This window comes from Hyphomicrobium sp. (assembly GCF_047600905.1).
In the GTDB taxonomy this organism is placed as follows: Bacteria; Pseudomonadota; Alphaproteobacteria; order Rhizobiales; family Hyphomicrobiaceae; genus Hyphomicrobium_B.
Window position 1 is genome coordinate 1,079,931 of the sequence record NZ_JASGKD010000001.1, and the last position, 23,552, is coordinate 1,103,482.

The 23,552-nt window shown below is 61.7% G+C and carries 26 protein-coding genes; 7 read left to right on the forward strand and 19 right to left on the reverse strand.

Annotated features, from left to right (window positions below; all coding sequences use genetic code 11):
* Positions 1 to 2: 2 nt before the first annotated feature.
* Positions 3 to 731: a hypothetical protein gene (locus QM780_RS05360; RefSeq protein ID WP_415069453.1), complete on the reverse strand. Its 729-nt coding sequence runs from the start codon at positions 729 to 731 to the stop codon at positions 3 to 5.
* 75 nt (positions 732 to 806) lie between these two features.
* Entirely contained in the window at positions 807 to 1,325 is a 519-nt protein-coding gene (locus QM780_RS05365) for a hypothetical protein (protein ID WP_415069454.1), read from the reverse strand.
* On the opposite strand from QM780_RS05365, the gene QM780_RS05370 reads away from it, so the two are divergent.
* Together QM780_RS05370 and mazG are read left to right on the forward strand one after the other, a co-directional pair.
* Positions 1,324 to 1,983 (forward strand): DUF2306 domain-containing protein, encoded by a 660-nt coding sequence (locus tag QM780_RS05370; protein ID WP_415069455.1) that lies wholly within the window; start codon positions 1,324 to 1,326, stop codon positions 1,981 to 1,983. The two genes, QM780_RS05365 and QM780_RS05370, sit on opposite strands and share 2 nt — an antisense overlap.
* 70 nt (positions 1,984 to 2,053) lie before the next feature.
* Positions 2,054 to 2,938 (forward strand): nucleoside triphosphate pyrophosphohydrolase, encoded by an 885-nt coding sequence (gene mazG / locus QM780_RS05375; protein ID WP_415069456.1) that lies wholly within the window; start codon positions 2,054 to 2,056, stop codon positions 2,936 to 2,938.
* Positions 2,939 to 2,951: 13 nt separating this feature from the next.
* Here the strand turns inward: mazG and QM780_RS05380 are convergent, their stop codons facing one another.
* From QM780_RS05380 to dusB, 9 genes are all read right to left on the reverse strand, one after another.
* A complete protein-coding gene (locus QM780_RS05380; protein ID WP_415069457.1) occupies positions 2,952 to 4,178 on the reverse strand; it encodes an FAD-dependent oxidoreductase in 1,227 nt (408 codons plus the stop codon).
* An 11-nt stretch (positions 4,179 to 4,189) separates the two neighbouring features.
* The gene (gene hflX, locus QM780_RS05385) at positions 4,190 to 5,599 is read right to left on the reverse strand and encodes a GTPase HflX (protein ID WP_415071973.1); all 1,410 of its coding nucleotides are present in this window, start codon (positions 5,597 to 5,599) and stop codon (positions 4,190 to 4,192) included.
* A complete protein-coding gene (hfq, locus tag QM780_RS05390; protein WP_415069458.1) occupies positions 5,599 to 5,847 on the reverse strand; it encodes an RNA chaperone Hfq in 249 nt (82 codons plus the stop codon). The genes hflX and hfq overlap by 1 nt, the downstream gene beginning before the upstream one ends.
* A gap of 182 nt (positions 5,848 to 6,029) precedes the next feature.
* Positions 6,030 to 6,893, reverse strand: a complete 864-nt coding sequence (locus tag QM780_RS05395; RefSeq protein WP_415069459.1) for a D-amino-acid transaminase — start codon at positions 6,891 to 6,893, stop codon at positions 6,030 to 6,032.
* A gap of 12 nt (positions 6,894 to 6,905) precedes the next feature.
* Positions 6,906 to 8,306 carry a sigma-54-dependent transcriptional regulator gene (locus QM780_RS05400; RefSeq protein WP_415069460.1) on the reverse strand — a complete coding sequence of 467 codons (1,401 nt, stop codon included), beginning with the start codon at positions 8,304 to 8,306 and terminating at the stop codon, positions 6,906 to 6,908.
* Positions 8,307 to 8,350: 44 nt separating this feature from the next.
* Positions 8,351 to 10,681 (reverse strand): ATP-binding protein, encoded by a 2,331-nt coding sequence (locus QM780_RS05405; RefSeq protein WP_415069461.1) that lies wholly within the window; start codon positions 10,679 to 10,681, stop codon positions 8,351 to 8,353.
* 247 nt (positions 10,682 to 10,928) lie between these two features.
* Positions 10,929 to 12,374, reverse strand: coding sequence for a nitrogen regulation protein NR(I) (ntrC, locus tag QM780_RS05410; RefSeq protein ID WP_415069462.1), 1,446 nt, complete (start codon positions 12,372 to 12,374; stop codon positions 10,929 to 10,931).
* The gene (locus QM780_RS05415; protein ID WP_415069463.1) at positions 12,374 to 13,543 is read right to left on the reverse strand and encodes a two-component system sensor histidine kinase NtrB; all 1,170 of its coding nucleotides are present in this window, start codon (positions 13,541 to 13,543) and stop codon (positions 12,374 to 12,376) included. The genes ntrC and QM780_RS05415 overlap by 1 nt, the downstream gene beginning before the upstream one ends.
* A complete protein-coding gene (gene dusB / locus QM780_RS05420; protein ID WP_415069464.1) occupies positions 13,540 to 14,526 on the reverse strand; it encodes a tRNA dihydrouridine synthase DusB in 987 nt (328 codons plus the stop codon). Before dusB ends, QM780_RS05415 begins: the two co-directional genes overlap by 4 nt.
* A 284-nt stretch (positions 14,527 to 14,810) precedes the next feature.
* Here dusB and QM780_RS05425 point away from each other — a divergent pair, with 284 nt between their 5' ends.
* The 5 genes from QM780_RS05425 (at position 14,811) to QM780_RS05445 (ending at position 18,712) form a co-directional block, all read left to right on the forward strand.
* A complete protein-coding gene (locus QM780_RS05425) occupies positions 14,811 to 15,992 on the forward strand; it encodes a bifunctional 2-C-methyl-D-erythritol 4-phosphate cytidylyltransferase/2-C-methyl-D-erythritol 2,4-cyclodiphosphate synthase (RefSeq protein WP_415069465.1) in 1,182 nt (393 codons plus the stop codon).
* Positions 15,989 to 16,609 (forward strand): cation transporter, encoded by a 621-nt coding sequence (locus QM780_RS05430; RefSeq protein ID WP_415069466.1) that lies wholly within the window; start codon positions 15,989 to 15,991, stop codon positions 16,607 to 16,609. The genes QM780_RS05425 and QM780_RS05430 overlap by 4 nt, the downstream gene beginning before the upstream one ends.
* Before the next feature lie 182 nt (positions 16,610 to 16,791).
* Positions 16,792 to 17,277 (forward strand): MarR family winged helix-turn-helix transcriptional regulator, encoded by a 486-nt coding sequence (locus tag QM780_RS05435; RefSeq protein WP_415069467.1) that lies wholly within the window; start codon positions 16,792 to 16,794, stop codon positions 17,275 to 17,277.
* A gap of 107 nt (positions 17,278 to 17,384) precedes the next feature.
* Complete coding sequence (locus QM780_RS05440; RefSeq protein WP_415069468.1) at positions 17,385 to 17,876, forward strand: CinA family protein; 492 nt, start codon at positions 17,385 to 17,387, stop codon at positions 17,874 to 17,876.
* On the forward strand, positions 17,873 to 18,712 hold the full coding sequence (locus QM780_RS05445) for a pentapeptide repeat-containing protein (protein WP_415069469.1): 840 nt from the start codon (positions 17,873 to 17,875) through the stop codon (positions 18,710 to 18,712). The genes QM780_RS05440 and QM780_RS05445 overlap by 4 nt, the downstream gene beginning before the upstream one ends.
* Here the strand turns inward: QM780_RS05445 and QM780_RS05450 are convergent.
* The 8 genes from QM780_RS05450 to QM780_RS05485 form a co-directional block, all read right to left on the reverse strand.
* Positions 18,702 to 19,175, reverse strand: coding sequence for a type II toxin-antitoxin system RatA family toxin (locus QM780_RS05450; RefSeq protein ID WP_415069470.1), 474 nt, complete (start codon positions 19,173 to 19,175; stop codon positions 18,702 to 18,704). The genes QM780_RS05445 and QM780_RS05450 overlap by 11 nt on opposite strands.
* A 90-nt stretch (positions 19,176 to 19,265) precedes the next feature.
* The gene (locus QM780_RS05455) at positions 19,266 to 19,520 is read right to left on the reverse strand and encodes a GlsB/YeaQ/YmgE family stress response membrane protein (RefSeq protein WP_415069471.1); all 255 of its coding nucleotides are present in this window, start codon (positions 19,518 to 19,520) and stop codon (positions 19,266 to 19,268) included.
* A 75-nt stretch (positions 19,521 to 19,595) separates the two neighbouring features.
* Positions 19,596 to 19,883: a hypothetical protein gene (locus QM780_RS05460; RefSeq protein WP_415069472.1), complete on the reverse strand. Its 288-nt coding sequence runs from the start codon at positions 19,881 to 19,883 to the stop codon at positions 19,596 to 19,598.
* A 217-nt stretch (positions 19,884 to 20,100) separates the two neighbouring features.
* On the reverse strand, positions 20,101 to 20,478 hold the full coding sequence (locus QM780_RS05465; RefSeq protein ID WP_415069473.1) for a hypothetical protein: 378 nt from the start codon (positions 20,476 to 20,478) through the stop codon (positions 20,101 to 20,103).
* Between the two features lie 212 nt (positions 20,479 to 20,690).
* Positions 20,691 to 21,020, reverse strand: a complete 330-nt coding sequence (locus tag QM780_RS05470; protein WP_415069474.1) for a DUF5076 domain-containing protein — start codon at positions 21,018 to 21,020, stop codon at positions 20,691 to 20,693.
* A 127-nt stretch (positions 21,021 to 21,147) separates the two neighbouring features.
* On the reverse strand, positions 21,148 to 21,480 hold the full coding sequence (locus tag QM780_RS05475; RefSeq protein WP_415069475.1) for an FtsB family cell division protein: 333 nt from the start codon (positions 21,478 to 21,480) through the stop codon (positions 21,148 to 21,150).
* 99 nt (positions 21,481 to 21,579) lie between these two features.
* The gene (locus tag QM780_RS05480; protein ID WP_415069476.1) at positions 21,580 to 21,939 is read right to left on the reverse strand and encodes a hypothetical protein; all 360 of its coding nucleotides are present in this window, start codon (positions 21,937 to 21,939) and stop codon (positions 21,580 to 21,582) included.
* Positions 21,940 to 22,191: 252 nt separating this feature from the next.
* Positions 22,192 to 23,490, reverse strand: a complete 1,299-nt coding sequence (locus QM780_RS05485; RefSeq protein ID WP_415069477.1) for a porin — start codon at positions 23,488 to 23,490, stop codon at positions 22,192 to 22,194.
* Positions 23,491 to 23,552 lie beyond the last annotated feature (62 nt).

Consider the following 23,552-nt stretch of genomic DNA (forward strand, 5'->3'; position numbering starts at 1 on the left):
GATCAAGGTTCGCGGCGCTCGATGGTCCTTATGCCTTCGGCTATCAGCACGGCGTAAAGCGCCAGGACGAAGCCTGAGAGCATATTGACGGAGACGACGGCGCCGATTGCCTGCGCCAGCGTCGGATCGAACACCCACGACAGCATTCTGACGACGATTTCGTCAAAGCTCTGTTTCAGAAGGAACAGGAATTCGCTGGCCTGCTCCATTGTCGGCTTGGCTGGAAGATCGAAGGCCGCGCGCTTGGCGAGTTCGGTGATGCCGGGCGCCGGCAGGAACGTGAGGCCCGCCGAGAAGATCAATCCCAACGGCGCGGCGAGGCGGAAATAGCCCCAGCGCAGCGGACGGGCCTTCAGGCGGTCCATCAGAACGCGGACGACCTGGACGCCGAGAAACAGTGCGATGCCGAAGATGATGGCGACAAACTTCAGTCGTTCCTGATCGGTGCCGAGAAACGTCAGCAGGCCGACGACCCCAGCGAGGATCGCCTTGGTGACCGACTCGATGATGCCGACAGTGACGATCAAAAAGATCGAGCGGCCGGGTACGCGATCGAAATAAAACGGAAATTCATATTTCAAACGCGCGATTTCAAGCGCGGCGCCGACGGCCAGCGCGATGAGCGCCGTGCCCGCGGCGAACCATAACGGCGCGGTATAGCCGACCCAGGCCACGGCGTAGATCGCCGCGATCTCGAGCGCCATCATCAGGCCGTTGAAGAGAATGTGCATCGCCGCCCCTGCTCCCGCCTGCGAGAGTAACAGAGGCGCGGCGCGCGGCAACGACCATTCAGTCCGGGGATCTGTTCAGCTCGTTGCCTTGTCGAGGGTGCAGACGGCGTCCCCACTCCGCGCCAGGGTCGCTTCGAACGGATAGGAGCGGCGGTACATCAGCAATTCTGAACCGGTGTCGCCGACGAAATGCAATTCGACCGCGCCGGTCTCTTTATCGGCGTCGTGCCAGGCCTGCACGACATACGGGGCAGCGCCTTTGGCGATTTCGAGCCGGCCGGTGAAAATATGTTCGCCGGTCTTGGCGTCCGCGGCGGCGAGATGCAGACCGATCGCGCCACAGGATTTGTCGTCCTTGATGGCGATGCCGCACCAGCCGTCCTTGCAGGCGACGACATCGAAGGTCATCCGGCATCCGGTTTCGCCGCATCCCTTTTCATCGCTGCTTCGGCCGTAACCGTAGTATTGGCCAACCCAGCGTCCGGCGAGCGATACGGGCGTCGCGACCACATTCGCGGCGCGGCTTTCGTCGGCTGCCGCGGAACCGCCAAACCGAATTGCCATCATGCCCATCGCCATGACGGACAGCACCATGACCGATGCCGCAATGACGACTGGCGCTCTTCCCGCGAGGGCGGTGCTGCGCAACATGCGGCTCGCGCTTCGCTTCGCAATTCTGCTGCTCATTATCGTCCTCGTTATTCCTGTCGGCGTGATCGCAATCGGATCGGGGACCGGTCTCATTGCGCTGCCTTATCAAATGTTCGAACTCGCGGGCCGTGCGCCGCTTCTGTTTCCGACCCACATGGTGTCGTCGGCGCTGGCTCTACTGCTCGCTCCCGCCGCTGTTCTGACGCGGCGACGGCCCGAGTTTCACAGACCGCTGGGCCGTCTGTTGGGCGCCTTTGTGGTGATTGGAGGGCTGACGGCGTTGCCGGTGGCAATCATGAGCCATTCGCCGCTCGTGGCGCGCGCAGGCTTTTTCGTGCAGGGATTGGTCTGGCTTTATCTGCTCAGCGCGGCGTGGGTCGCGATCCGGCGTCGCGATATTCGCCGGCATTCCCAGATGATGATTGCGATGCTCGCCGTCACGAGCGGCGCCGTCTGGTTCCGCGTCATGACCGGGACAGCGATTGCATTCAATCTGCCGTTCGAGCCGGTGTACGCGTTCGCTGCCTGGGCGGGCTGGTTGCTGCCCCTTGGGCTCATCGTCGGAAATCCGCGCCGGGTTTCGAGTTTTCTGGCGAGATAGCCGCAGCGCAGGCCCTCGTCGATCCCACCAGCCTCCGCTAGTCTCCGGCCCGACGCATCAGGGGACTAATATGACGGATAAGATGAAACCTTCGCGCGATATTTCGCGGCTCATCGAAATCATGGCGGCTCTTCGCACGCCGGTCACCGGCTGCCCCTGGGATTTGCAGCAAAGTTTCGAGACGATCGCTCCTTACACGATCGAGGAAGCCTACGAGGTGGCGGACGCGATCGAGCGGCGCGACCTTGCCGATCTCAAGGACGAGCTTGGCGATCTCTTGCTTCAGGTTGTCTATCATTCGCGCATGGCGGAAGAAGAAGGCGCGTTCGCATTTGGCGATGTGGTCGAGGCGGTGACGAAGAAGATGATCCGGCGGCATCCGCACGTCTTCGGCGACGGCACCGCGCGCGATCCATCGGCGGTGAAAGCGACGTGGGATCAGCTCAAGGCCGAAGAGCGTACCGAGAAAGCCGCCGAACGCGCGCGGCTTTCAGGTGGACGCGCAGCGGCCGTCGAAGGGACCGTTACGCTGGCCGACGTCCCGACCACCCTTCCGGCACTGACGCGCGCGATCAAGCTGCAGAGCAAAGCTGCAAAGGTTGGGTTCGATTGGCCGAACCTGAAGCCGGTGTTCGAGAAGCTGAAAGAAGAAATCGCGGAGTTCGAGGAGGTTGCATTGCCTCACGATCCACGCGCTTCCGAGGCAGCCGCTGTCAGCACGGCGACGGCTGCGGTGAAAGAAGAATTCGGAGACATGCTGTTCGTGATGGCGAACATCGCGCGGCATCTCGACATCGATCCGGAAGATGCGTTGCGCGGCGCCAATCGCAAATTCGTTCGCCGTTTTGGGCATATTGAAAAGGTGCTCGGCGAGCGCGGCAAGACACCGTCGCAATCGACGCTTTCCGAAATGGATGCACTTTGGGATGACGCCAAGGCGTTAGAGAAAAGCTAGTTTTCCGAAAAAGCTAACGTCCGTTCGACGCTCGGATGTGCTGGGCGATGTGCTCGGGCCGAAAGCCCAGTCCCAACACGCGCGCCGTAAATCGCGCCAGGATCGGAAACTTCGCAACAAGGCGCATGAACAGCGGCGGCTTGAGCGGTCCCTTCGCCGTCAGTGCTTTCGAAATTACGTTGTTCTGAATGATGAGTTGCAGCCGCTGGGTCGCGGCTGTGGGAAACGTTCGGCGTGATTGAATGGCGCGAAGATCGCTCATCTGCAGATCGCCTTCCTTCAACGGTTGCCAAAGTCGGTTGGCGGTCGCGACCGCGTCCTGGACAGCGAGGTTCACGCCGACGCCGCCAATGGGACTCATGGCGTGCGCCGCGTCGCCGATGCATAGAAACCCGGGCTTCGACCATTGCTTCAAACGATCGACGGCGACGGTCAGCAGCTTGACGTGATCCCAATCGGCGATGGCGTTGGCGCGTGAGGGATCGAAGGGCAGAAGCTCGCCGACCGACTTGCGGAAAGCATCGAGCCCGGCGGCGCGCGTGGCGGCGTCTCCGCCTTTCGGAATGACAAACGCACACTGCCAATAGTCTCCGCGCTGGAGCATTATGAAAATGTGCCCTGCATCGAAGCGGCCCTGGCTTTCTTCGGTGTCGGTCGGAAGACGCGGCAGCCGGAACCACATCACGTCCATAGGTGCGCCGAAGTTCTTGGGCACGAAGCCGGCAGCAGGCCGAAGCGTGCTGTTGCGCCCGTCCGCCGCGACGACAAGATCAGCGGCGATGGTGATTTCGCCATCAGGCGTTTTGGCCTTCACACCCGTAACTCGATCGCCGTCGTAGACGAGGCCCGTCGCCTCCGTGCTCATTTTCAAATCGAAGCCCGGATAGGCGCGGCCTTTCTCAGCCAGGAAGTTCAGGAAATCCCACTGTGGCATGAGCGCGATGAACTTCGTGGTGATCGGGAGATGAGTGAAGTCGGCCATCTCGATGCGTGTTTCGCCGAATTGCATATAGAGGCGCTGCACGTCCTGATGCGGCAGCTTCAGAAACTCGTCGAGCCAGCCCAATTCCTCCATCATCCGCAATGTCGAGGGATGGATGGTATCGCCGCGAAAATCGCGAAAGAAATCCTGGTGCTTCTCGAGCACGCACACCTTGACCCCGGCGCGCGCCAGAAGCACGCCGAGCATCATGCCGGCCGGTCCGCCGCCGGCGATACAGCACGTGAACCGCTGATCCATGCGGCCGGACTTTAGACGGATATCCCGTTCTTGCGAAGGCGGCCGATCACGCGTTCTTTCTTTTCGCTCGGAATTCGAAGGCGCAGTTCGATACTGCCGTCCTTGCGCGCCTCGCGCGCCAGCACGTCGCTGGTCTCGTGCAGCCAATTGAGCAGCGCGCCGGCGGAGCCCGGGAGGATGACGTCGAGGATTTCATCGGATGCGCCGAGGCGCGAGTCGATCGATTGCAACAGAGGCGCCATCCCCTCCCCCGTCTCGGCGGAAACGAGAACAGGCGGCCGGACATTACGCAGGGCTTCGTGTTGTAGCTCGGCGCGCCGATCGGCCGACAGCAAATCGATTTTATTCCAGACCTCGAGGATGTTGCTTTCGACCGGCAGCGTATCGATGCCGAGGTCGGCGAGGACTTTTTCGACGTCCTGCGCCTGGGCGTCCGTTTCTTCGTGCGCGATGTCGCGAACGTGCAGGATCAGATCGGCTTCGACCACTTCTTCGAGCGTGGCGCGGAAGGCGGCGACGAGCATGGTGGGAAGATCGGAGATGAATCCGACCGTGTCCGACAGGATGATGCGCCGGGCGCTCGGCAGCTTCACCTCGCGCATGGTGGGATCGAGCGTCGCGAACACCTGATCCATCGCGACGACGCCGGCGCCGGTGATCTTGTTAAAGAGGGTCGACTTGCCGGCATTGGTATAGCCGACGATGGCGACGATCGGATACGGCACCTTGCGCCGGCCCTTACGGTGCAAATCTCGAGTTTTCACGACATCGGCAAGATCGCGCTTGATGGCGTCGATGCGATCCTGAAGCATGCGGCGATCGAGTTCGATCTGGGCTTCGCCGGGGCCGCCGAGAAAGCCGCCGCCGCCGCGCTGGCGTTCCAAGTGGGTCCAGGCGCGAACGAGGCGGCCTTTCTGGTACGTCAGATGCGCGAGTTCGACTTGCAGGACGCCTTCCCGCGTCCGCGCGCGTTCGCCGAAGATTTCGAGGATTAGGCCGGTGCGATCGAGAACCTTGGCGTTCCACGCCTTCTCGAGGTTACGCTGCTGTACGGGCGTGATGTTGTAGTCGACGACGACCAGGCCGATTTCGAGATCGGCAACGCGCTCTTTCAATTCATCGACCTTGCCGGAACCGATAAGCGTCGATGGCCGCGGCTCGGCGACCGGCACGATGACGGCATCGATGATGTCGAGATCGATCGCCTTCGCGAGCCCGACGGCTTCAGCCAGCCGACTCTCGGCACTGTGATTTTGCGCTTCGGCGTTGGCGGCGCCACGCGACTTCGGCCCACGCTTCAAGGCGGGCACGACCACCAGCGTACGCGTTCGTGGTGCTCGTGTCGCTTCCGGGGCTCGCCGACGTTTGCGCTTTCCCTCGCCTTCGCGCCGTTCGTCGTCGCCGTCTTTGGGGCGCGATATCAAGCGCCGCCGCTCTCGTCCTGATCGTTGAGATTGACAGGGCCGCCGGGCATGATGGTCGAAATGGCATGCTTGTAGACGAGCTGCGAATGGCCGTCGCGGCGAAGCAGAACGCAGAAATTATCGAACCAGCTGACAATTCCCTGAAGCTTCACACCGTTGATGAGGAAGATCGTCAGAGGTGTTTTGTTCTTGCGGACGTAGTTTAGAAAAGTGTCCTGCAGGTTTTGAGGTTTTTCGGCCGCCATGGTTGTTGTCCGTTTTTATCTCGACGTCTTATCTGGGCATCTCGTCTGAAACGCGTGGCGCCGTCACGCGTGAAAAGCAACGAAGCGCCGTAGCGGTTCGATTTTCACCGGGGGAGCGATGACGATCGAAGCGAGGGCACTCTACATCCCTCACTGCTTCGCACAATGCGGCAACGTTCGCACTACCCCGCTGAAAATTCAGCAACATGATGAAATCTCAAGCGTAGCTGCCGGGCCAAGGGACCGGGACGGCCATCGCCTACCGGGGCACCGTCGATCTGCACCACCGGCATGACGATATTCGTAGCCGAAGTGATAAACGCTTCCTTGGCACGAATGGCTTCATCCTTGTGAAAGCGGCGTTCCTCTATTTTCAGACCCTCCGCCTTTGCGACATCCATCACGGTTGCGCGGGTGACGCCCGGCAGGACGTGGTGGTCGAGCGGATGGGTCACAAGGGTTCCGTCGGATGTGACGATCCAAGCGTTGCTGGACGCCCCTTCCGTCACATTCCCATTCGGATCGACGAACCAGGCTTCCTTGGCGCCGCTCCTGTGGGCTTCGTCCTTTGCCAGCACTGCGGGCAGCAGCATGACGGTCTTGATATCGCAACGCGCCCAGCGGTTGTCTGGAATGGTTTTAACTGCGATGCCCGTCTTCGCTTGTGCCGCCGACCATCCCTTGCGCTGGGCACGGGCGAGAATGACGAGTGTTGGAAGAGTTCCTGCAGGCGGTAGGGCAAAATCCCTAGGCCCGGCGCCGCGCGTGACCTGAATATAAACGACGCCGTCGCGAACACGGTTGCGCCGGATCACCTGATCGATGACCTGCAGCAGCGCCACGTCAGACATCGGCCGCGGAATCCCCAACTCGCGGAGCGAGCGGTCCAGGCGCGCGAGGTGGCGGGTTGCATCGACCAAGCGGCCATCGAGGATTTCGATAACTTCATAGATGGCATCAGCAAATTGAAAGCCGCGATCCTCGACGTGGACGGCAGCCTCCGCATAGCGCTTGTAGGCGCCGTTGACGTAGACGATGCGGGTCAAGCGCGGCGGCTCCTAGGATGCTGACCTTAGATCGCCGCTCCGCTGCTCGGAGGACACGCCCAGCGCTCTGAGCTTACGGTGAAGCGCGGAACGCTCCATGCCGACGAACTCTGCTGTTCGGGAAATATTCCCGCCGAAGCGATTGATCTGGGCGAGCAGGTATTCGCGTTCGAAAATTTCGCGGGCCTCGCGGAGCGGCAGCGACATCAGGTGCTCGGCGCCGCCGTTGACCGGAAGCGGCACGTTCGAGCCGATTTCCTCGGGAAGCATGTCGGCCGTGATCGCGGCATTGGGTTCGCCGCCCGCCAAAATCAACAGACGCTCGACGTTGTTGCGCAGTTCCCGGACGTTACCGGGCCAATCGTGGGCTTGCAGAACGGCGATCGCGTCTTCGCCGATGCGGCGCGGCGCGAGACCCGAGGTCTGCGCCACCTGGCCAATGAAATACTGGATCAGCTCGGGGATATCCTCACGGCGCTCGGCGAGGCTCGGGACGCGCAGCGTCACGACGTTGAGACGATGATAGAGGTCTTCGCGGAAGCGGCCTTCGCGAATGTCCTGCTCGAGATCGCGCGAGGTCGAAGAGATGATACGGACGTCGACCGACACCTTCTGCGAGCCACCAAGGCGGAGGAATTTCTGCTCGACCAGAACGCGCAGGATCTTGCCCTGCGTCTCCATCGGCATGTCGGCGACTTCATCGATGTAGAGCGTCCCGGTATGGGCTTCTTCCAAGGCGCCAACCTTGCGCGGTCCGCCGGTTCGATCCTCGGTGCCGAAAAGTTCTTCTTCGACGCGGTCCGGCACCATAGCGGCGGCATTGAGCACGACGAACGGGCCGTCGGCGCGCAGCGATTTCTGATGCAGAACGCGGGCGGCAAGCTCCTTGCCCGAGCCTGAGGCGCCGCGCAACATGATGCGGCTGTTGGTCGGCGCGGCCTTGTCGATGTTGTTTTTGAGCTGATTGATCGCAGGCGACTTGCCGATCATTTCGGCCGAGACGACGGAGCGTTCTTTCAGCTCTTTGACTTCGCGCTTGAGCTGTGAGGCCTCAAGGGCGCGCAAGGCGACGAGGACAAGGCGATCCGACTTGAACGGCTTCTCGATGTAGTCGTAGGCGCCGCGCTTGATCGCCGTCACCGCCGTTTCGATGTTGCCGTGTCCGGAGATGATGACGACGGGCAGATCCGGATAGGTGCGCTTCATCACGGTCAGGACTTCGAGACCGTCGAGGCGGCTCCCCTGCAGCCAGATGTCGAGGATGACGAGGTGCGGCTTGCGATCTTCGATGGCGCGGAGTGCCTCGTCGCTGTCGCGTGCGAGCCGCGTCCGGTGGCCCTCGTCCTGGAGAATGCCGGCGACCAGATCCCGGATATCGGCCTCGTCATCGACGATCAAAATATCAGCTGACATTGCTGCGCTCCTGGGGGGTTCCTGGGGGGGTTAAGCGTTTCATCTCATGCTCCACCGACGGCATGGGCTGCTGAGCGCATGGGCTCGATGGAAGATTCTTCAGAGGGTTTGGCTTTGAGGGGTAACGTCAGACGGACCAGGGCGCCGCGTGTGCGCGTCTCGGTCAAAGGTGCATCCTCGAGCGATAGCGTGCCACCGTGCTGTTCGACGACCTTTTGCACGATTGCGAGACCGAGGCCAGTCCCCTTCGCGCGCGTGGTGACGTAGGGCTCGAGCAGCTTGGCACGGTTTTGTTTGGGCAGACCGATGCCATTATCGATGACTTCGATCGCGACGCGATCGGGGTAAGGCAAGAGACGCACTTCGATCTGGCCTTTGTAGCCTTGCGGCCGGCCCTGCGGCTCGCCGTAGGACTCGATTGCTTCGGCGGCGTTCTTGATCAGGTTGGTGACGGCCTGCGATATCAGCCGCAAATCGAAGCGCGCGCCGACGGGACGGTCGGGAATTTCGAGCTTGAAATCGATGTCCTTGTTGCCTTCGCGGAAAAGCACCGCCGGCTCCTGCACGGCGAGACGCAAATCCTGATCGGCCATCACCGGCTGCGGCATGCGGGCGAAGGACGCGAATTCATCGACCATGCTCTTGATCTGCCCGGTCTGGCGCTCGATCGTTTGCGTCAAGGTTTCAAACAGCTCGCGGTTGTCGCCGATCTGTGAACCGAATTTTCGGCGCAGTCGCTCGGCCGAAAGTTGTATGGGCGTGAGTGGGTTTTTGATTTCATGAGCGATGCGCCGCGCGACGTCCGCCCACGCGCTGGTGCGTTGCGCCTGGACGAGTTCCGAAATGTCGTCGAACGTGACAACCGAGCCGACGTCGCCCTCTTCGCCTTCGCTCTCGTGCGTGATGCGGACGGCAAATGTACGCTCTTCGTCGCCGATCTGCTTTTTGACTTCGTGCTGGCCCTTGCTCTTGAAGCCGGGTTCGTCGGAGGCTTTGAGGACGGGTCCGAATTCGGGGATGACCTCGGTCAGGTGCTTGCCGACGGCGTCGCCACTCGGACAGCCGAGCAGGCGTTCGGCCGCACGGCTCAGCAGGGTGATGCGATCGTTGCTGTCGAGACCGATGACGCCGGCGGACACGCCCGATAGCACCGCCTGGATGAAATTGCGGCGCTCGGTGAGCTGGGCGTTGGTCGTGACGAGCGCGTCCTGCTGGCTTTTCAGCTCGCGCGTCATCAGGTTGAAGGTGTGCGAGAGACGGCGAAGATCGCCCTCCCCTCGCTTCTCCGGCAGCTCGATTTCGAGATTGCCGCGCGACACTTCCTGGGCGCCGGCGATCAAGCGGCGGATCGGCGCGACGAAGCGGCCCGCAAACCACATACCCACCCAGATGGCCGCCAGCAGCGACGTCAGCGAGATCATGAAATAGATGATGCCGTGCGCGACTTTCAGGCCGCTCTTGGCCTGTCGCAGCCGCGAATACTCGTAGACGTTCTGCTCGGTGCTCTGCAGGTGATTGATCACCTTCGGGCTGACGCCGCGGGCGACGTAGAGATAGCGGCCCGGCATCGTGTCGATCTTGGCGATTGCCGAGACGCGATAGTCGCTCGACGGACGTGAAAGCGCGACCTGTCCGGCCTCGGCCTGCTGGATGGCGGTGGGCGGCGGTACGACATAGGGAAGCTTCGGATCATCGAGCGCGAGCACAGTCGGTACGCCCTCGGAATCGATGATGTAGGCGGATGTCAGATCGCGCAGGCCGGCTTGTCCAATCAGGAATTTCTGGAAGGCGTCGGGATCGTCCTTCAACGTCGCGGCTTCGCCGTTGATGTCGCGGACCATGTTGACGATGTCGGTCCGGATGATCTGGTTGTGCTCGTCGACGTAGGCGCGCGCCACGTCATATGAGTTTTCGACGATGGCGCTGGTGCGGCCCGAGAACCAGCCGTCGAGCGAGCGGGAGAACGTTGTTGTCGCGGCGACCGCAAGGAGAACGGCGGGAAGCGCGGCGATCAGACTGAACAGCAAGACGATGCGGATGTGCAGGCGGGCGCCGGGGACCTTCTGCTTCCATGCGCGGCGGAGGCCAAGCGCCTGAAACGCGATCGTGCCGAACATCGTTAGGATGAGAACCGCGTTTACGGCGAGAGCGCCCCAGACGTATTCATTGCGCGGAGCAATTGCCGTCAGCCCGGTGAGGATCAGATAACTGACGAGCGCGGAGGTGAGCGAAAGCAGCACGACGCCCAATCCGAACCAGAACGCGCGGTCCGAAGGGTTCAGAGGCGTCTCGCCTTCCTCCATCAACGCGGCAACGGCTTCGCGATCGCCGTGGGCGATCGTGTCAGCTTTGCCATCGCTGTTGCTGGCACTCATCAGTTCAGGACCACTTCTTTTAGCGCTATGAATTCGTTTTCTAATTTTCGTTCGGCGCAAATCGGCGGCGACGTTCGCCAACGCCGGGGATCGCCTGTCGGCGCGCGTGGAGCGGCGATCCCGCACCATGTGCCGAGAAGGAACAACCTAACTGTGACATTTTCGCGACGGGTGTGGCGCAGTTCAAGCGCCATTTTTTGATGACGCCCGGCCTGTGGATAACTTTGCGTTGCCGAGTCTTGCGGCCTCAGCCTTCGACCGTGCGGAAGACCCTGATGTTGAGGTCGCGGATGCGGGCGCGGAGCGTGTTCCGGTTGAGCCCTAAAAGCTCGGCGGCACGGATCTGGTTGCCGCGCGTTGCTGCGAGCGCCGCGCTCAGCAACGGCTTCTCGACATCGCGGATGACGCGATCGTACAGGCCGGGCGGCGGCAGATCGTTGCCGAAGGACGAGAAATAGCGCGACAGATAGCGTTCGACGGCTTCGCCGAGATCACCGCTTTCGGTTGTCCCACCAATCGGCGGGGCGACGGAGGAGCCGGCGAGTTCCTGCTCGACGATCTGAGCCGTCAACGTGTCTTGCGTATAGAGAGCGACAAGGCGGCGAACGACATTTTCGAGTTCGCGGACGTTGCCCGGCCAGGGATGCGCCTTGAGGCGCTCGATGGCCGCGCTCTCGATCGATTTCTGGCCGAGGCCCTCGCGCGCCGCCTGGCGGAGGAAGTGGCGGACGAGATCGCCGACATCCTCCAGGCGCTCGCGCAGCGGCGGCAACCGGATCGGCACAACGTTGAGGCGGTAGAACAGGTCTTCGCGGAAGAGACCCTGCTGGATCTGGGTTTTGAGATCGCGGTGGGTCGCGGCGATGATGCGGACATTGGTCTTGATCGGCGTGCGGCCACCGACGGTCGTATATTCGCCCTGTTGCAGGACGCGCAGAAGCCTGGTCTGGGCTTCGAGGGGCATGTCGCCGATTTCGTCGAGAAACAGCGTGCCGCCCTCGGCCTGCTCGAAGCGGCCGGGCGTGCGGGTCTGGGCGCCGGTGAAGGCTCCCTTCTCGTGGCCGAACAGTTCGCTTTCGATCAATTCGCGCGGGATCGCGGCCATGTTGATGGCAACGAACGGTCCATGGCGGCGCTTGCCGTAATCGTGCAGCACGCGGGCGACGAGTTCCTTGCCGGTGCCGCTCTCGCCGTTGATCATGACGGTCAGATCGCTCTGCGTCAGGCGAGCGAGGACGCGATAGATGTCCTGCATCGGCAATGAGCGGCCGATGAGGGGAAGCTCGTCGGATTCGCGCTCGTTCGGGGTGCTCTGGCGTTTCCGGCCCGGCTCCGACAGCGCGCGCGAGACGACGGCCACGACTTCGTTGAGGTCGAACGGCTTCGGGAGATATTCGAACGCGCCCTTCTCCGCCGCGGTCAGCGCCGTCATCAGCGTGTTCTGGGCGCTCATGACGATGATGGGCAGATCAGGCCGCAGCTTCTTCATGCGCGGAATAAGATCGAAGGCATTTTCGTCCGGCATGACGACGTCGGTGATGACGACATCGCCCTCGCCCTGACTGACCCAGCGCCAGAGCGTCGCCGCGTTTCCGGTGGCGCGAGGCGCAAAGCCTGCGCGCGCCAACGCCTGGTTCAACACCGTGCGAATGGCGGTGTCGTCGTCGGCGATCAGTATGGTGCCTCTGGCCATCAAGTCTCTCTTGTCGTCGGCACGGTTGCCGGGCGAGTGCGCTGCATCGGGAGCAGGACCCGGAAGACCGTGCGTTTGGGTTCGCTTTCACATTCGATAATGCCGCCGTGGTCGGCGATGATCTTGGCGACCAACGCCAGTCCAAGACCGCTGCCCGAAGATTTCGTGGTGACGAACGGGTCGAACAGATGCGGCTTTAAATGCTCGGGGATGCCGCAGCCGTTGTCCTCGATCTGGATCATCAGCGGCAGGCTGACGCGCGTGTCGGAGCCCGGGAGCGACAACCGCACGCCCGGCCGGAACGCCGTCTGCATGATGATGCGGCCGGATTCGGTATTTTCGCCGATCGCCTCTGCGGCATTCTTCAGAAGATTGAGGAACACCTGCACGAGCTTGTCGCGATTACCGAGAACGTACGGCAGCGACGGGTCGTAATCCTCGACATAGCGGACGTTGCGGCCGAAGCCGTGCTCGGCGATGCGACGGACATGATTGAGAACGTCGTGGATGTTGACGGCATCTTTCGAGATCGGTCGCTCATCACCAAAAACTTCCATCCGATCGACGAGATTGCGGATGCGATCGGTTTCGGAACAGATGAGTTGTGTCAGCGCGCGATCTTCGTCGGACAGACCAGGTTCTAGCAATTGCGCGGCGCCGCGGATGCCGGAAAGCGGGTTCTTGATCTCGTGCGCCAGAACGCCGGCCATTCCCGACACGGAGCGGGCGGCGGCACGATGCGTCAACTGCCGCTCGATCATCAGCGCCATCGAACGCTGCTGCAGCATGAGGAACATATTGCGCGGCTCTTCCGGCAACGGGCCGCCGTAGACATCGACAAGCTTGGCTCCGGAAAAGCGCGGCGTCGCGACCTCGATGCCGTATTCATTCACAGTCGCACCGGTGGCCTGCACCTGCTCGATCAATCCCAACAGCGGGCAGCCGAAGGCCACGATCTCAGAGATCCGGCTGCGGGTCAGCGCGGTTGCGCTCATCGAGAAAAATGATTCAGCCGCGGTGTTGGCAAAAACGATCGAATGATCGTTGGCGATGACGAGGATCGGGTGGGGAAGCCCACTCAGAAGATCCTCGCAATCGACGATCGGCGCAGGCGGCGGCGAGGCCGGAATGCGTTCGGATTTACGTAGGGAAGCTGATTTGCTGCTCATGCCGCGACAGACTCCGTACCAGAGTAGAAGGCTTTGAGGCCATCGATCACGCGCTGGGGTTCAAGCATCACGCAAAGCTTTCCCCGCCAGGATTTCACGACTGCGCCGCCAGCCCCGCTCGACGCCAAATACCATCCGATGTGCTTGCGGGCGTTGCGCAGCCCGAGATCCTTGCCGTAGTGGACGAGCATCTGCTCGACGTGCTCGACGGCGATATCGCATTGCTGACCGAGAGCCGGATCGCCGGGATCGCGGCCCGTTGCCAGATACTTCGCGATCCGGCCCGGCATCCATGGCGCGCCATAGGCGCCGCGGCCGACCATCACTCCCCTCGCCCCGGACGCTTGCAGCGCGGCGCGCGCATGATCGGGTGAGAGAATGTCGCCATTGACGATGACGGGAAGCGACGTTGCGTCGACGACCTCGCGGACGGCGCTCCAGTCGGCCGTTCCGGTGAAAAATTGGCAGCGCGTGCGGGCGTGCACGGAGATGAGCTTCACGCCTTCGGCCTCGGCGCGGCGGGCAAGTTCGGCGGCATTGCGGTTTTTATCGTCCCAGCCGAGCCGCATCTTCAGCGTGACCGGCACTTTGACGGCGTTGACGACTGCACGGATGAGCGATTGGGCGTGGTCGAGATTGCGCATCAACGCCGAGCCCGACAGCTTGCCCGTTACTTCGCGGGCCGGGCAGCCCATGTTGATGTCGATGACGTTCGCGCCCTTGGCTTCAGCGATGCGCGCGCCTTCGGCCATCCAATGTTCCTCGCGGCCCGCGAGCTGAATGACGAACGGCGTCAGCTCACGGCCTTCAACGCGACGCAGGACGTCGCGGCGCGATTTCGCCAGTTCTTCGCTCGCGACCATCTCTGACACGACAAGCGTCGCACCAAGACGGTGAGCAAGGCGCCGAAACGGCAGATCGCTGACCCCAGACATGGGCGCGAGCACTGTCGGTGGCGCGCCGTTTACGATGTTTTCCAGCATATGGTCCTGGTGAAGCGGCCCATCAGCTGCCCATTCGTTGAGCAGAACAGCTTTGTGCTGCGAGTTTGGGCAGACTAGGCAACGAGGAATGATTTCGCAAGGGCGAACAATACATTTACAATTTGCCCATTTGACGCGGTTCGGCTTCTTCTGGCTATGAAATCGGCAGGCGCGCCACCTTTCGGGGATGTCCGACATCCGCCAAGAGTTGCAGGGGCGCCGCACGCTATGCAGGGATTGGCAGCCCTGTTTTCGGGCAGATCCTATTCCTGGGGAGACCTATCTTGCGCATTGCCGCTCTGATCGTCGCGGCCGGACGGGGGACGCGTGCTGCCGTTCATGGGGCAGGACCTAAGCAATATGCCGAAATCGGCGGAAAGACGGTGCTGGCGCGGGCCGTTGCCGCGTTTGCGGGGCATCCGCCCGTCGACGAGGTCAAGGTTGTCCGCCATGCGGACGACGGCGATCTCTACCGGGATGCCGTGGCGTCCGTGGCTACGGGCAAGCTTACCGAACCGGCGATCGGCGGGCCGACCCGGCAGGCGTCCGTGCTTTGCGGACTTGAGGCACTTGCCGCCTCGCCGCCCGATCTGGTCCTGATCCACGATGCAGCGAGGCCGTTCGTTTCCGCCAAGACGATTACGAATGTGATCGCGGCCCTCGAAGCGCATCCAGGAGCGTTGGCGGCTCTCGCGGTGAGCGATACGCTCAAACGCGCATCGGATGGCGTCGTCACCGAAACGATTGCCAGGTTTGGGCTATGGCGGGCGCAGACGCCGCAAGGCTTCAGGTTCGCCGACATTCTTGCCGCGCACCGTAAGGCCGCAGCGGCGGCGATCGACACATTCACCGACGATGCGGCAATTGCCGAATGGGCGGGGCTCGACGTAGCTATTGTCGAGGACTCAAGCAGCAACGTCAAAATCACGACGGCAGAGGATTTGGAAGTGGCAGACCGGCAATTTTCGAGCGTGCTTGAACCGCGCGTGGGCACGGGCTTCGACGTTCATCGCTTCACCGAGGGCGATCACGTCTGGCTCGGCGGCGTCAGAATTCCGCATTCGCACAAGCTCGAAGGTCATTCCGATGCCGACGTCGTTCTGCACGCGCTGACGGACGCCCTGCTCGGCACGATCGGCGATGGCGACATCGGCCAGCATTTCCCGCCCTCCGATCCGAAATGGAAGGGCGCTGCCTCCAAGCTCTTTCTCGAAGATGCGGCGCGGCGCGTTCGCGAGCGCGGAGGCCGCGTCGGCAATGTCGATATCACCGTGCTGGCGGAAGCACCGCGCGTCGGACCACATCGGCAGGCGATGCAGGAATTGATCGGCGGCGTGCTCGGCATTCCCGCCCAGCGCGTCGGCATCAAGGCGACAACGACGGAGCAGATGGGCTTTACCGGCCGGCGCGAAGGCATCGCGGCGATGGCGACCGCGATGGTCTATCTTCCGGCGGACGGCGCATGAAGGAAGAGCAGCAGACATCGTCAACGGACATCGCGACGAACAGGGCGTTGCGCGTGACCGTGCGAAACGTCGCCGTGCTCAACCTCACCTACTTCGGGATCGAGTTCGCGGTCGCGCTGGCGATCGGCTCGGTCGCGCTGTTTGCCGACAGCGTCGATTTCCTCGAGGACGGCGCGATCAATCTGCTGATCCTCGCCGGTCTCGGATTCTCGGTGGCGCAACGGGCAAAGCTCGGCATGGTGCTTGCCCTCGTCATTCTGGTGCCGGGTCTCGCGACGCTCTGGACCGCCTGGCAGAACTTTTCGAGCGGGCTCGTACCGGACGCGTTGCCTTTGACCGTGACGGGCGCGGGTGCGCTCGCGGTCAACGCCATCTGTGCGTGGATGCTGGCGCCCTTCCGGGCTGCCGGTGGAAGTCTGACCCGCGCTGCATTTCTTTCGGCGCGAAACGACGTGGCGGCGAACGTGGCGATCATCGGCGCGGGGCTGCTGACGAGTGTCACCCACTCGCACTGGCCGGACCTGATCGTGGGTCTTGGGATCGCGGCCCTCAATGCGGGTGCTGCACATGAAGTCTTCGAGGCGGCCCGCGAGGAACACGCGCAATCGCGTTCATAATCTGCGCAAAATCTGATCTGCGCGGCGGCTTCAGTTGTATCTGAGCGTTGCAGCCACTCGACAGGACGAGATGCTGCTTTGCAACGCCTTTCTCCATTGACCCTCAAGGCAGAATCGCGGCATCAAATTGGCACGTGGTTGTATTGCCACGAACATTTGCGAGTGCTCATACGGGAGCCGATATGAACATCATGCCCCAAAATCTCGACCGCCAACCCGTCGATGCTGCCATCAGCACAATTGCCGAGGCTCAAGCTGAGATGTGCTTGGCAACCCGTGTGCGTCAGCTCTCGCGTATCGTTACGAGGGTTTACGATGATGCCCTGCGCCCACTCGGCATCACCGCTAGCCAATATACGCTGCTCGCCCAGCTGGCGTCTCGTGACGGCATCACCGCCGTCGAGATCGGTCACGAACTCGACATCGAGAAGTCCACACTCTCTCGCAACTTGAAGCGCCTGCTCGGGGACGGTCACATCATCATGGACCCCCCCGCCGGTCGGCGCGGCCGCGGCTTGCACCTTACGCCCAAAGGTCAGGCCGTCCTGAAAGAAGCCTATCCGATCTGGCAAGATGCCCAGAAGCGTACCGTCGGTGCCATGGGTTCCGACAGCCGGTCTGTTCTCGACAGTCTGCTTTCACATGCCGAGGTTCTAGCGGCGGCCTGATCAAGCAAGGCCGTTTGCACATTCTCCTCTCTCTAGTTACCCTTATCGGGGGGCGCTTCAAAAGAAGCGCTCCCTCTTTTCTTTTGGGCTGAGCGACGAGGATTGACGTGTTTCCCGCAGATGTATTCGAGAGTGCGAAGCGTATTATTGAGCGTCTGCGAGTGCAGAACCGGATGCTGACGACGGCGGAAAGCTGCACCGGCGGCCTAATCGCTAGCGCGATCACGGCGGTGCCCGGCTCGTCGGACGTTTTTTTTGGCGGGTTCGTCACCTATTCGAACGACGCCAAGATGCAGATGATCGGCGTCGATAGCGAACTCCTCAAGCAGCACGGTGCGGTCAGCGAAGCGGTCGCGCACGCGATGGCCGACGGCGCCGTGCGTACCTCGGGGGCGGACCTTGCGGTATCGGTCACGGGGATCGCGGGGCCCGGTGGCGGGACGGCCCACAAGCCGGTCGGTTTGGTTTACATCGGCATCGCCTCGGTATTTGATGCCCCTCGCGTGGAACGGCATATGTTCGGCGATGCCGGCCGCGACGAAGTCCGTTTGGCCAGCCTCAGGGCGGCATTAAGACTGCTCGAAGAGGCGGCGCAATGAGAAGAAGCGCATTATCGCGCACGACCATCGCGGCGCTGGCGATCGCGGGCATCGGCCTGCTGATTTTGCCGGTATCGGCTGCCGATCTCACGGCGCGAGATATTTCCGTGCTTCTGTTCCGCGCCGCTCCAGGAAGCCATCCTTCACTCATCGGCCGCGACCTGACGCGCCTCGATCTCGCAGAACTGGATTTCAAGCAGGCGGATATGCGGCAAGCCAATCTGTTCGGCTCGGATTTGACCGGAGCCAATCTTTCGAACGCAAATCTCACCGGTGCGATACTCGATCGAACGACGCTGATCGGCGCCCGCCTGGACGGCGCGACCCTTGACGACGCGACGATGATGCGGCCGTCGACAACGTCGACGCTGGAGCCTGTGCCGAAAGAAGCGCCAAATCTGAAAGCCGCTTCGTTGAAGCGGGTAAAGTTTTTCGGCGATTTTTCCGGTTCCGATCTCTCGGGCGCCGATTTGACGGATTCGTCCTGCGCTCCAAACAACAAGACAGGTTTCATCGAACATCTCTGGCGGACGATCTTCGTCAACGCCAATCTGTCGGGAGCTAATCTAACACGCGCCAACATGGAGCGCGCTCAACTGAGCTTCGCCAACCTCAGAGGCGCGGTTTTGCAGGCGACGATGCTGCGGGGGGCCGATTTGTCCGGAGCCGATCTCAGCGGCGCTGACCTATCGGGTGCGGACCTCACCGGCGCCGATCTGACGGATGTCAATATCACCGGCGCCGATCTCTCCGGGACCCGGCTTCACGATGCGATAGGGCTTGAGACGCTCAAGGGACTATCGCTCGCGCGCAATTCCGAGAAGATCATCCGCTAGTCGCGGTTTCAGGCGGCGCTGTCTTATAGATCTTTGCCGCGCGGTCTTCGAAGGCTTGCGTAAAATGCCTGAATGCCTGGTCGAACATCGTTCCCATCAGCGCGCCGAGAAGCTTCGAGCGAAACTCGTAATCGATGAAGAAATCAACGTTCGAGCCGGTGGCATCGTCGATGAACCGCCAGCGGTTATCGAGACGCTTGAAGGGACCGTCGAGATAGGCGACGTCGATGCGCCGTTCGGCCGGATCGGTGACGATGCGAGTCGTGAAGTTCTCGCGAACGGATTTATAGCCGACGCTCATGCGGGCGGTAAGTTCCTCGCCCTCGCCTCGCGGCTGGCGCGAAAGCACGGTCAGGCCGGTACAGAGGGGGAGGAATTCGGGGTATTTCTCGACGTCGGCGACGAGCGCGTACATTTGCGCGGCTGAGAAGCGGACGTGGCGTTGAGTGGAAAAAGACGGCATGGCGCGGACTTATGACACACCGTCATACGCTTGTGAAATGCAGAGAGAATTCGTGCAGTTAACAGCGCGCGCGGAGCTATTGCGGGTGGCTTAGGCGATGAGCCGCGCCAGAATGACGATGATAATCGCGCCGATCGCAGCGGTGATGATCTGGGAAATCAGAGGATTGCCAATCCCGAGATTGATGCCCAAAGCCTTGAACAGATATCCGCCGACGAAAGCGCCGATGATACCGGTGATCAGATAGCGGATCAGGCCGTCTCCGCCGACAACGAGAGAGGCCAGGAAGCCGGCGACGATGCCGATCAGAGCGAAGACGATCAAATCACGGGTTTGGCTGTCCATCGTTATCTCCGACAACGTTCGGCTCGCGGATGACCCGAGCCCAAGCGGTCCGCGCTTCAGGCAAACAACACCTGCCTAAACGTGGCAACGCGCGCCGAGATACTGATTGAGCAGGTCATTGTACTTGTCAACGTCGCTGCGCTGCGCCGGCGTGAGCTTGCCGCCATTGCTTGCGCGTTCGACTTGAGCCGGCACGCCCTTGGAGTCCAGGCGATTGAGCTCATTGCGGATCGAACCGCATGACTCGCCTGGCGGCAGGGGTCTCGCCCCCGGATCGCCATTGCCTCCAGCGGCTCCGCCGCAACCTTGAAGCGCTGCCGTCATGACGGAAACAGCAACGACTGCTCGGCAACCCCGCATCATTCGTCTCGCTTGCTTAAAATCATCAGGAAGCCTCGTCCTTCGAAGGTCGGAAAGACCACAGGCTTACCGGCTTCGCAATCCCCCGCGGCGTTCATGTGGCAGCGTGGCAGCACTCTCCCGTGTGAAAATAGGCGCTCTTCGACGCACCCTCCCGGCGGCAGCCAAAATTTCGAGGCCGCCAATCCGGCGTCATGCGAGCGCGCGCGGACCGCGCAACTTATTTGTTGGTCGCCGCCGGCGTCGTTGTCGGCGTCTGCGCTTGCGCAGTCACCTGACCAGGAACGGACGGGCCGCAGCGGGTCTGGAACTGCTCATACGCCTTGTTCAGCTCCGCTTGCTTCTGAAGCGCGGTCCGCTTGACGGATACCTTGGCGGTTTTGCCGTCGGCGGCCTGCTGCAGCCTTTCGATCGTGCCGTCAGCCTTGAGCGCGTTGATCTGGCTTGCGAGCGACGTGCAGATCGGATCGGTCTTCGCGGCGGTTTGCTGTGGCGTGATCGATGCGGTCGAAAGGTCGAAACCGGAATTCGCGCAGCCGCAGACGAGTGCCGCCGCTGTAATGACCAATCCCACCTTGCCAAAAGAAACGAGAGTCATGACCAATTCCCCCGAGTTGCACGCAGGCAACTCAACGCGCACGAACCTTGTTGTTTAGAGATCGATTAGCGCGGGGCGCAAGCTGGGGAGCCCCAGTCATCCCCGGGGGATGGACGCCACAAAAGGTGAAGGTGTGGACATCGGCGATGTGACGCAAATTCGCAACAGTCTAGGCCGCTTAACGAGCGCGGCGCGTGCGTAACTTGGGTTTTCTAGTGCGTGACGCGGCGGCGCATTTTGCCGTAGGCGGCCAAATCCGATTTCGGGAAGGAGGCGTCAAAGCCCTTACGCAGCGCATCGATCGAATGCTGCTCGCCCAATTCGCCCGACAGCGACGCCGCGTGCGCGATGTGATGGCCGATCTGCGCCAGGACACGGCCCCACTCTTCGAGCTGCGTTCCAAAAGCTTCGCCGTTGAGAGCGACCGCCAATGCACCGTCGGCAACCCAAGCGCGGATCAGTTCGACGGCTTGTTCGGCTTCAGGCACCCCGTCGGGAATGTCGAGTTCGAGGAGAGGCTCCGAATCATGAAAATCAGACATCTTCGATGCACTCCTCGCTTTACAAACGCGCCGCTGCGCGGCCGAGGCGCATTCCGTTCGGCGATTGCACATCGCAAATCCGGCTGACGCCATCGCAATATTTCTGGATATCAGTGAACTACGGTCTTTATCGGGCGACAACAATTTTGTCGTCGGGACGCACGTAACCTAGCACGTCGCGGGCGATTTCTTCGATCAGATCGGAATTGGGAATTTCCGGCGACAAGAGCGCCACGTCCTGACGGAGTTTTGTGCGCACCGATTCGAGGCCCTTGATCTCGAAATCGAGAAGCGCTGAGCGCTCCTGAAGCTCGCTACGCGCTTCGAGGCCGTGGCGACCGTATCGGATGTGGTAAACGAAGTAGGCCGTGGTGCCGATGCAGATGATCGTGACGGAGAGCTGCTTCAGAAGCCACCAAGCTCCGCGGCGTCGATCTGGCGCTGGGCTCGCGTAATTCACGCGCTTCGATCCCTCGCAAAAAAGAAGGCGATCTCGGCTTATAGGAGTGCCACGATTAAGGCCGGGTAAAGCGGGCGCCGGACGGGCGAAGCGGAATGGCTAGAAGCGATGCTTGACGCTGCCGTGGATCATCAGATCCCGCTTTTCGTCATCATCCTTGCCGTTCTGGAAGTCGGGCGTCGTCTTGGCGTTGTCGTCCTCGGCGGCGCCGTAAAGCAGGTCGAGACCGAAATCCATCTTGGGCAGCGTGCCGATCTTGCCGAGGCCGGGAATGCGGATCTCGGTGCCGGTTTCAGCTTTGGCGGGAGCGGACTCTTCCTGCTCCTGGGACTTCGGGGCATCGGGCACAGCTACGCCGCCGGGGATGGCACCCCGTTGCTCTTCCATAGCGAATACGTCCGTGCCTCGTGCGGCAGCCAACGCCGCCAGTACGACAAGCACCAGTCCTAGCCGTCTCACAAATACCCCGCGATGCTTCGAAAGCATGCACATAAGCCAGTGTTGCTAGGTAGATAGCAGAAACTCAATGGCAATATCCCAGGGTTGTTGAACTTGCCATCGTTTCTTGGTGTGCCTGTTGTACGGTCGCCATGTCGCCCAAGCGACACATGCCGGGAGAAATTCTCGAAGCATAACTAAGTATTCGCTACAAGAACAAAAAGGGGCCGCCCTAAGGCGGCCCCAACTTCTGTCGCAAACGGGAGAGAGCGATCAGAACTTAATCAGAGCACCCATCTGGACTGCATCGAAGGCGTCGAGATCGAGCTTGTCCGTCGCGACGTTGGTCATGTTGCCTTCAGCGTGACGGTAGATGACGTAGAAATCCATCTCCGCCGGATCGATGTGCTGGACGACGCCGGCGCCGACGAAGTTCAGGTCGGTGGACGCAAGTGCTGCGCCATTGAAAGTGACGTTGTCCTTGCTGCCACCTTCATCGTGGCGGTATTCGCCGAAGACGGTCGTCTTGCCGAGCGGGATCCACTTCTGCTCGATGCCGCCCTGGACGAACCACATGCTGCTCGTCGCCTCGGTGCCCGGAGCGCCGAGGTCGGCAACCCGGTTATCGTGGTTCTGAGCGTAGCCGCCGTAGACGTACAGGCCGGTCGGGACGTGCATGATGGTCGCGGCTGTGCCGAACATTTCGCAGTCCGTCGGTGCGGTTTTGGTCGAACAACCGATGTTTTCATCGGAGTTCTGGCCGTAGCCGACCTTGGCGAGGACTTTGAAATCGCCCCAGACGTTGGTGAAGTTCAACGACATGCCCCAGTCGTCATCTTCACCCCACGACGCCGTGACGGTGAAGCCAGCGAACGTCGGCGAGTCGTAACGGACGACGTTGCGGCGGCCGTCCTGGCCGACGGTTCCGTTGTCGATGCCTTGAAGAATATTGCCCCAGGTCAGCCCGTTGATGGTCGAGCCGTTGTGGCGAAGCAGGAAGCCGCTCTGTGCGACGGCAGCTGCCTGCGCGTCGGAGAAGTTACGCGTGTTGGCGCCATCGGCATCGTCGAGCACGTGGTACAGGGCGGTGCCGTCCTGCCCGACCGTGACCTTGCCGAGGTCCTTGCTCTTGATGAACCAGCTGCTTTTGCGAACCGAGACGGCGTTGCTGCCGCTGCCATCGACGTTGGTTTGGCTCCAAGTGTTCGAGCTACCGCCGTTGATGCCGAGTTCGAGCGTGTAACCAGCCGACCAGCCGGGAACGATCTGCGCTTCACCGACAAAGCGGACACGCGATTGCTCAAGCTTGTTGGTGCCGACGTAGACGTTGCTCTCGGTACCGTCGTTCCAGTACATCACCTCTTCGTTGACCCAACCGGAAACCGTCAGCGAAACCTTGCGGTTACCCTTGCGGGCGGTGGTGGCTTCCAATTCGGCAACGCGCTCTTCGAGATCGGCGCAGCAATCGCCGCCCAAATCCGCCGCGGCCGCCGGTGTGGTCCCAGCGGCAGCCAACCCAAAGGCTGCCAGCAACGCCCAACGGCTGGCTGATAACTTGAAAACCGATTTCATCGGTGCCCCTCTATTTTACAGACCCCAGATCAGAACGGCGTACAATCCCCTGGTACGCCGGG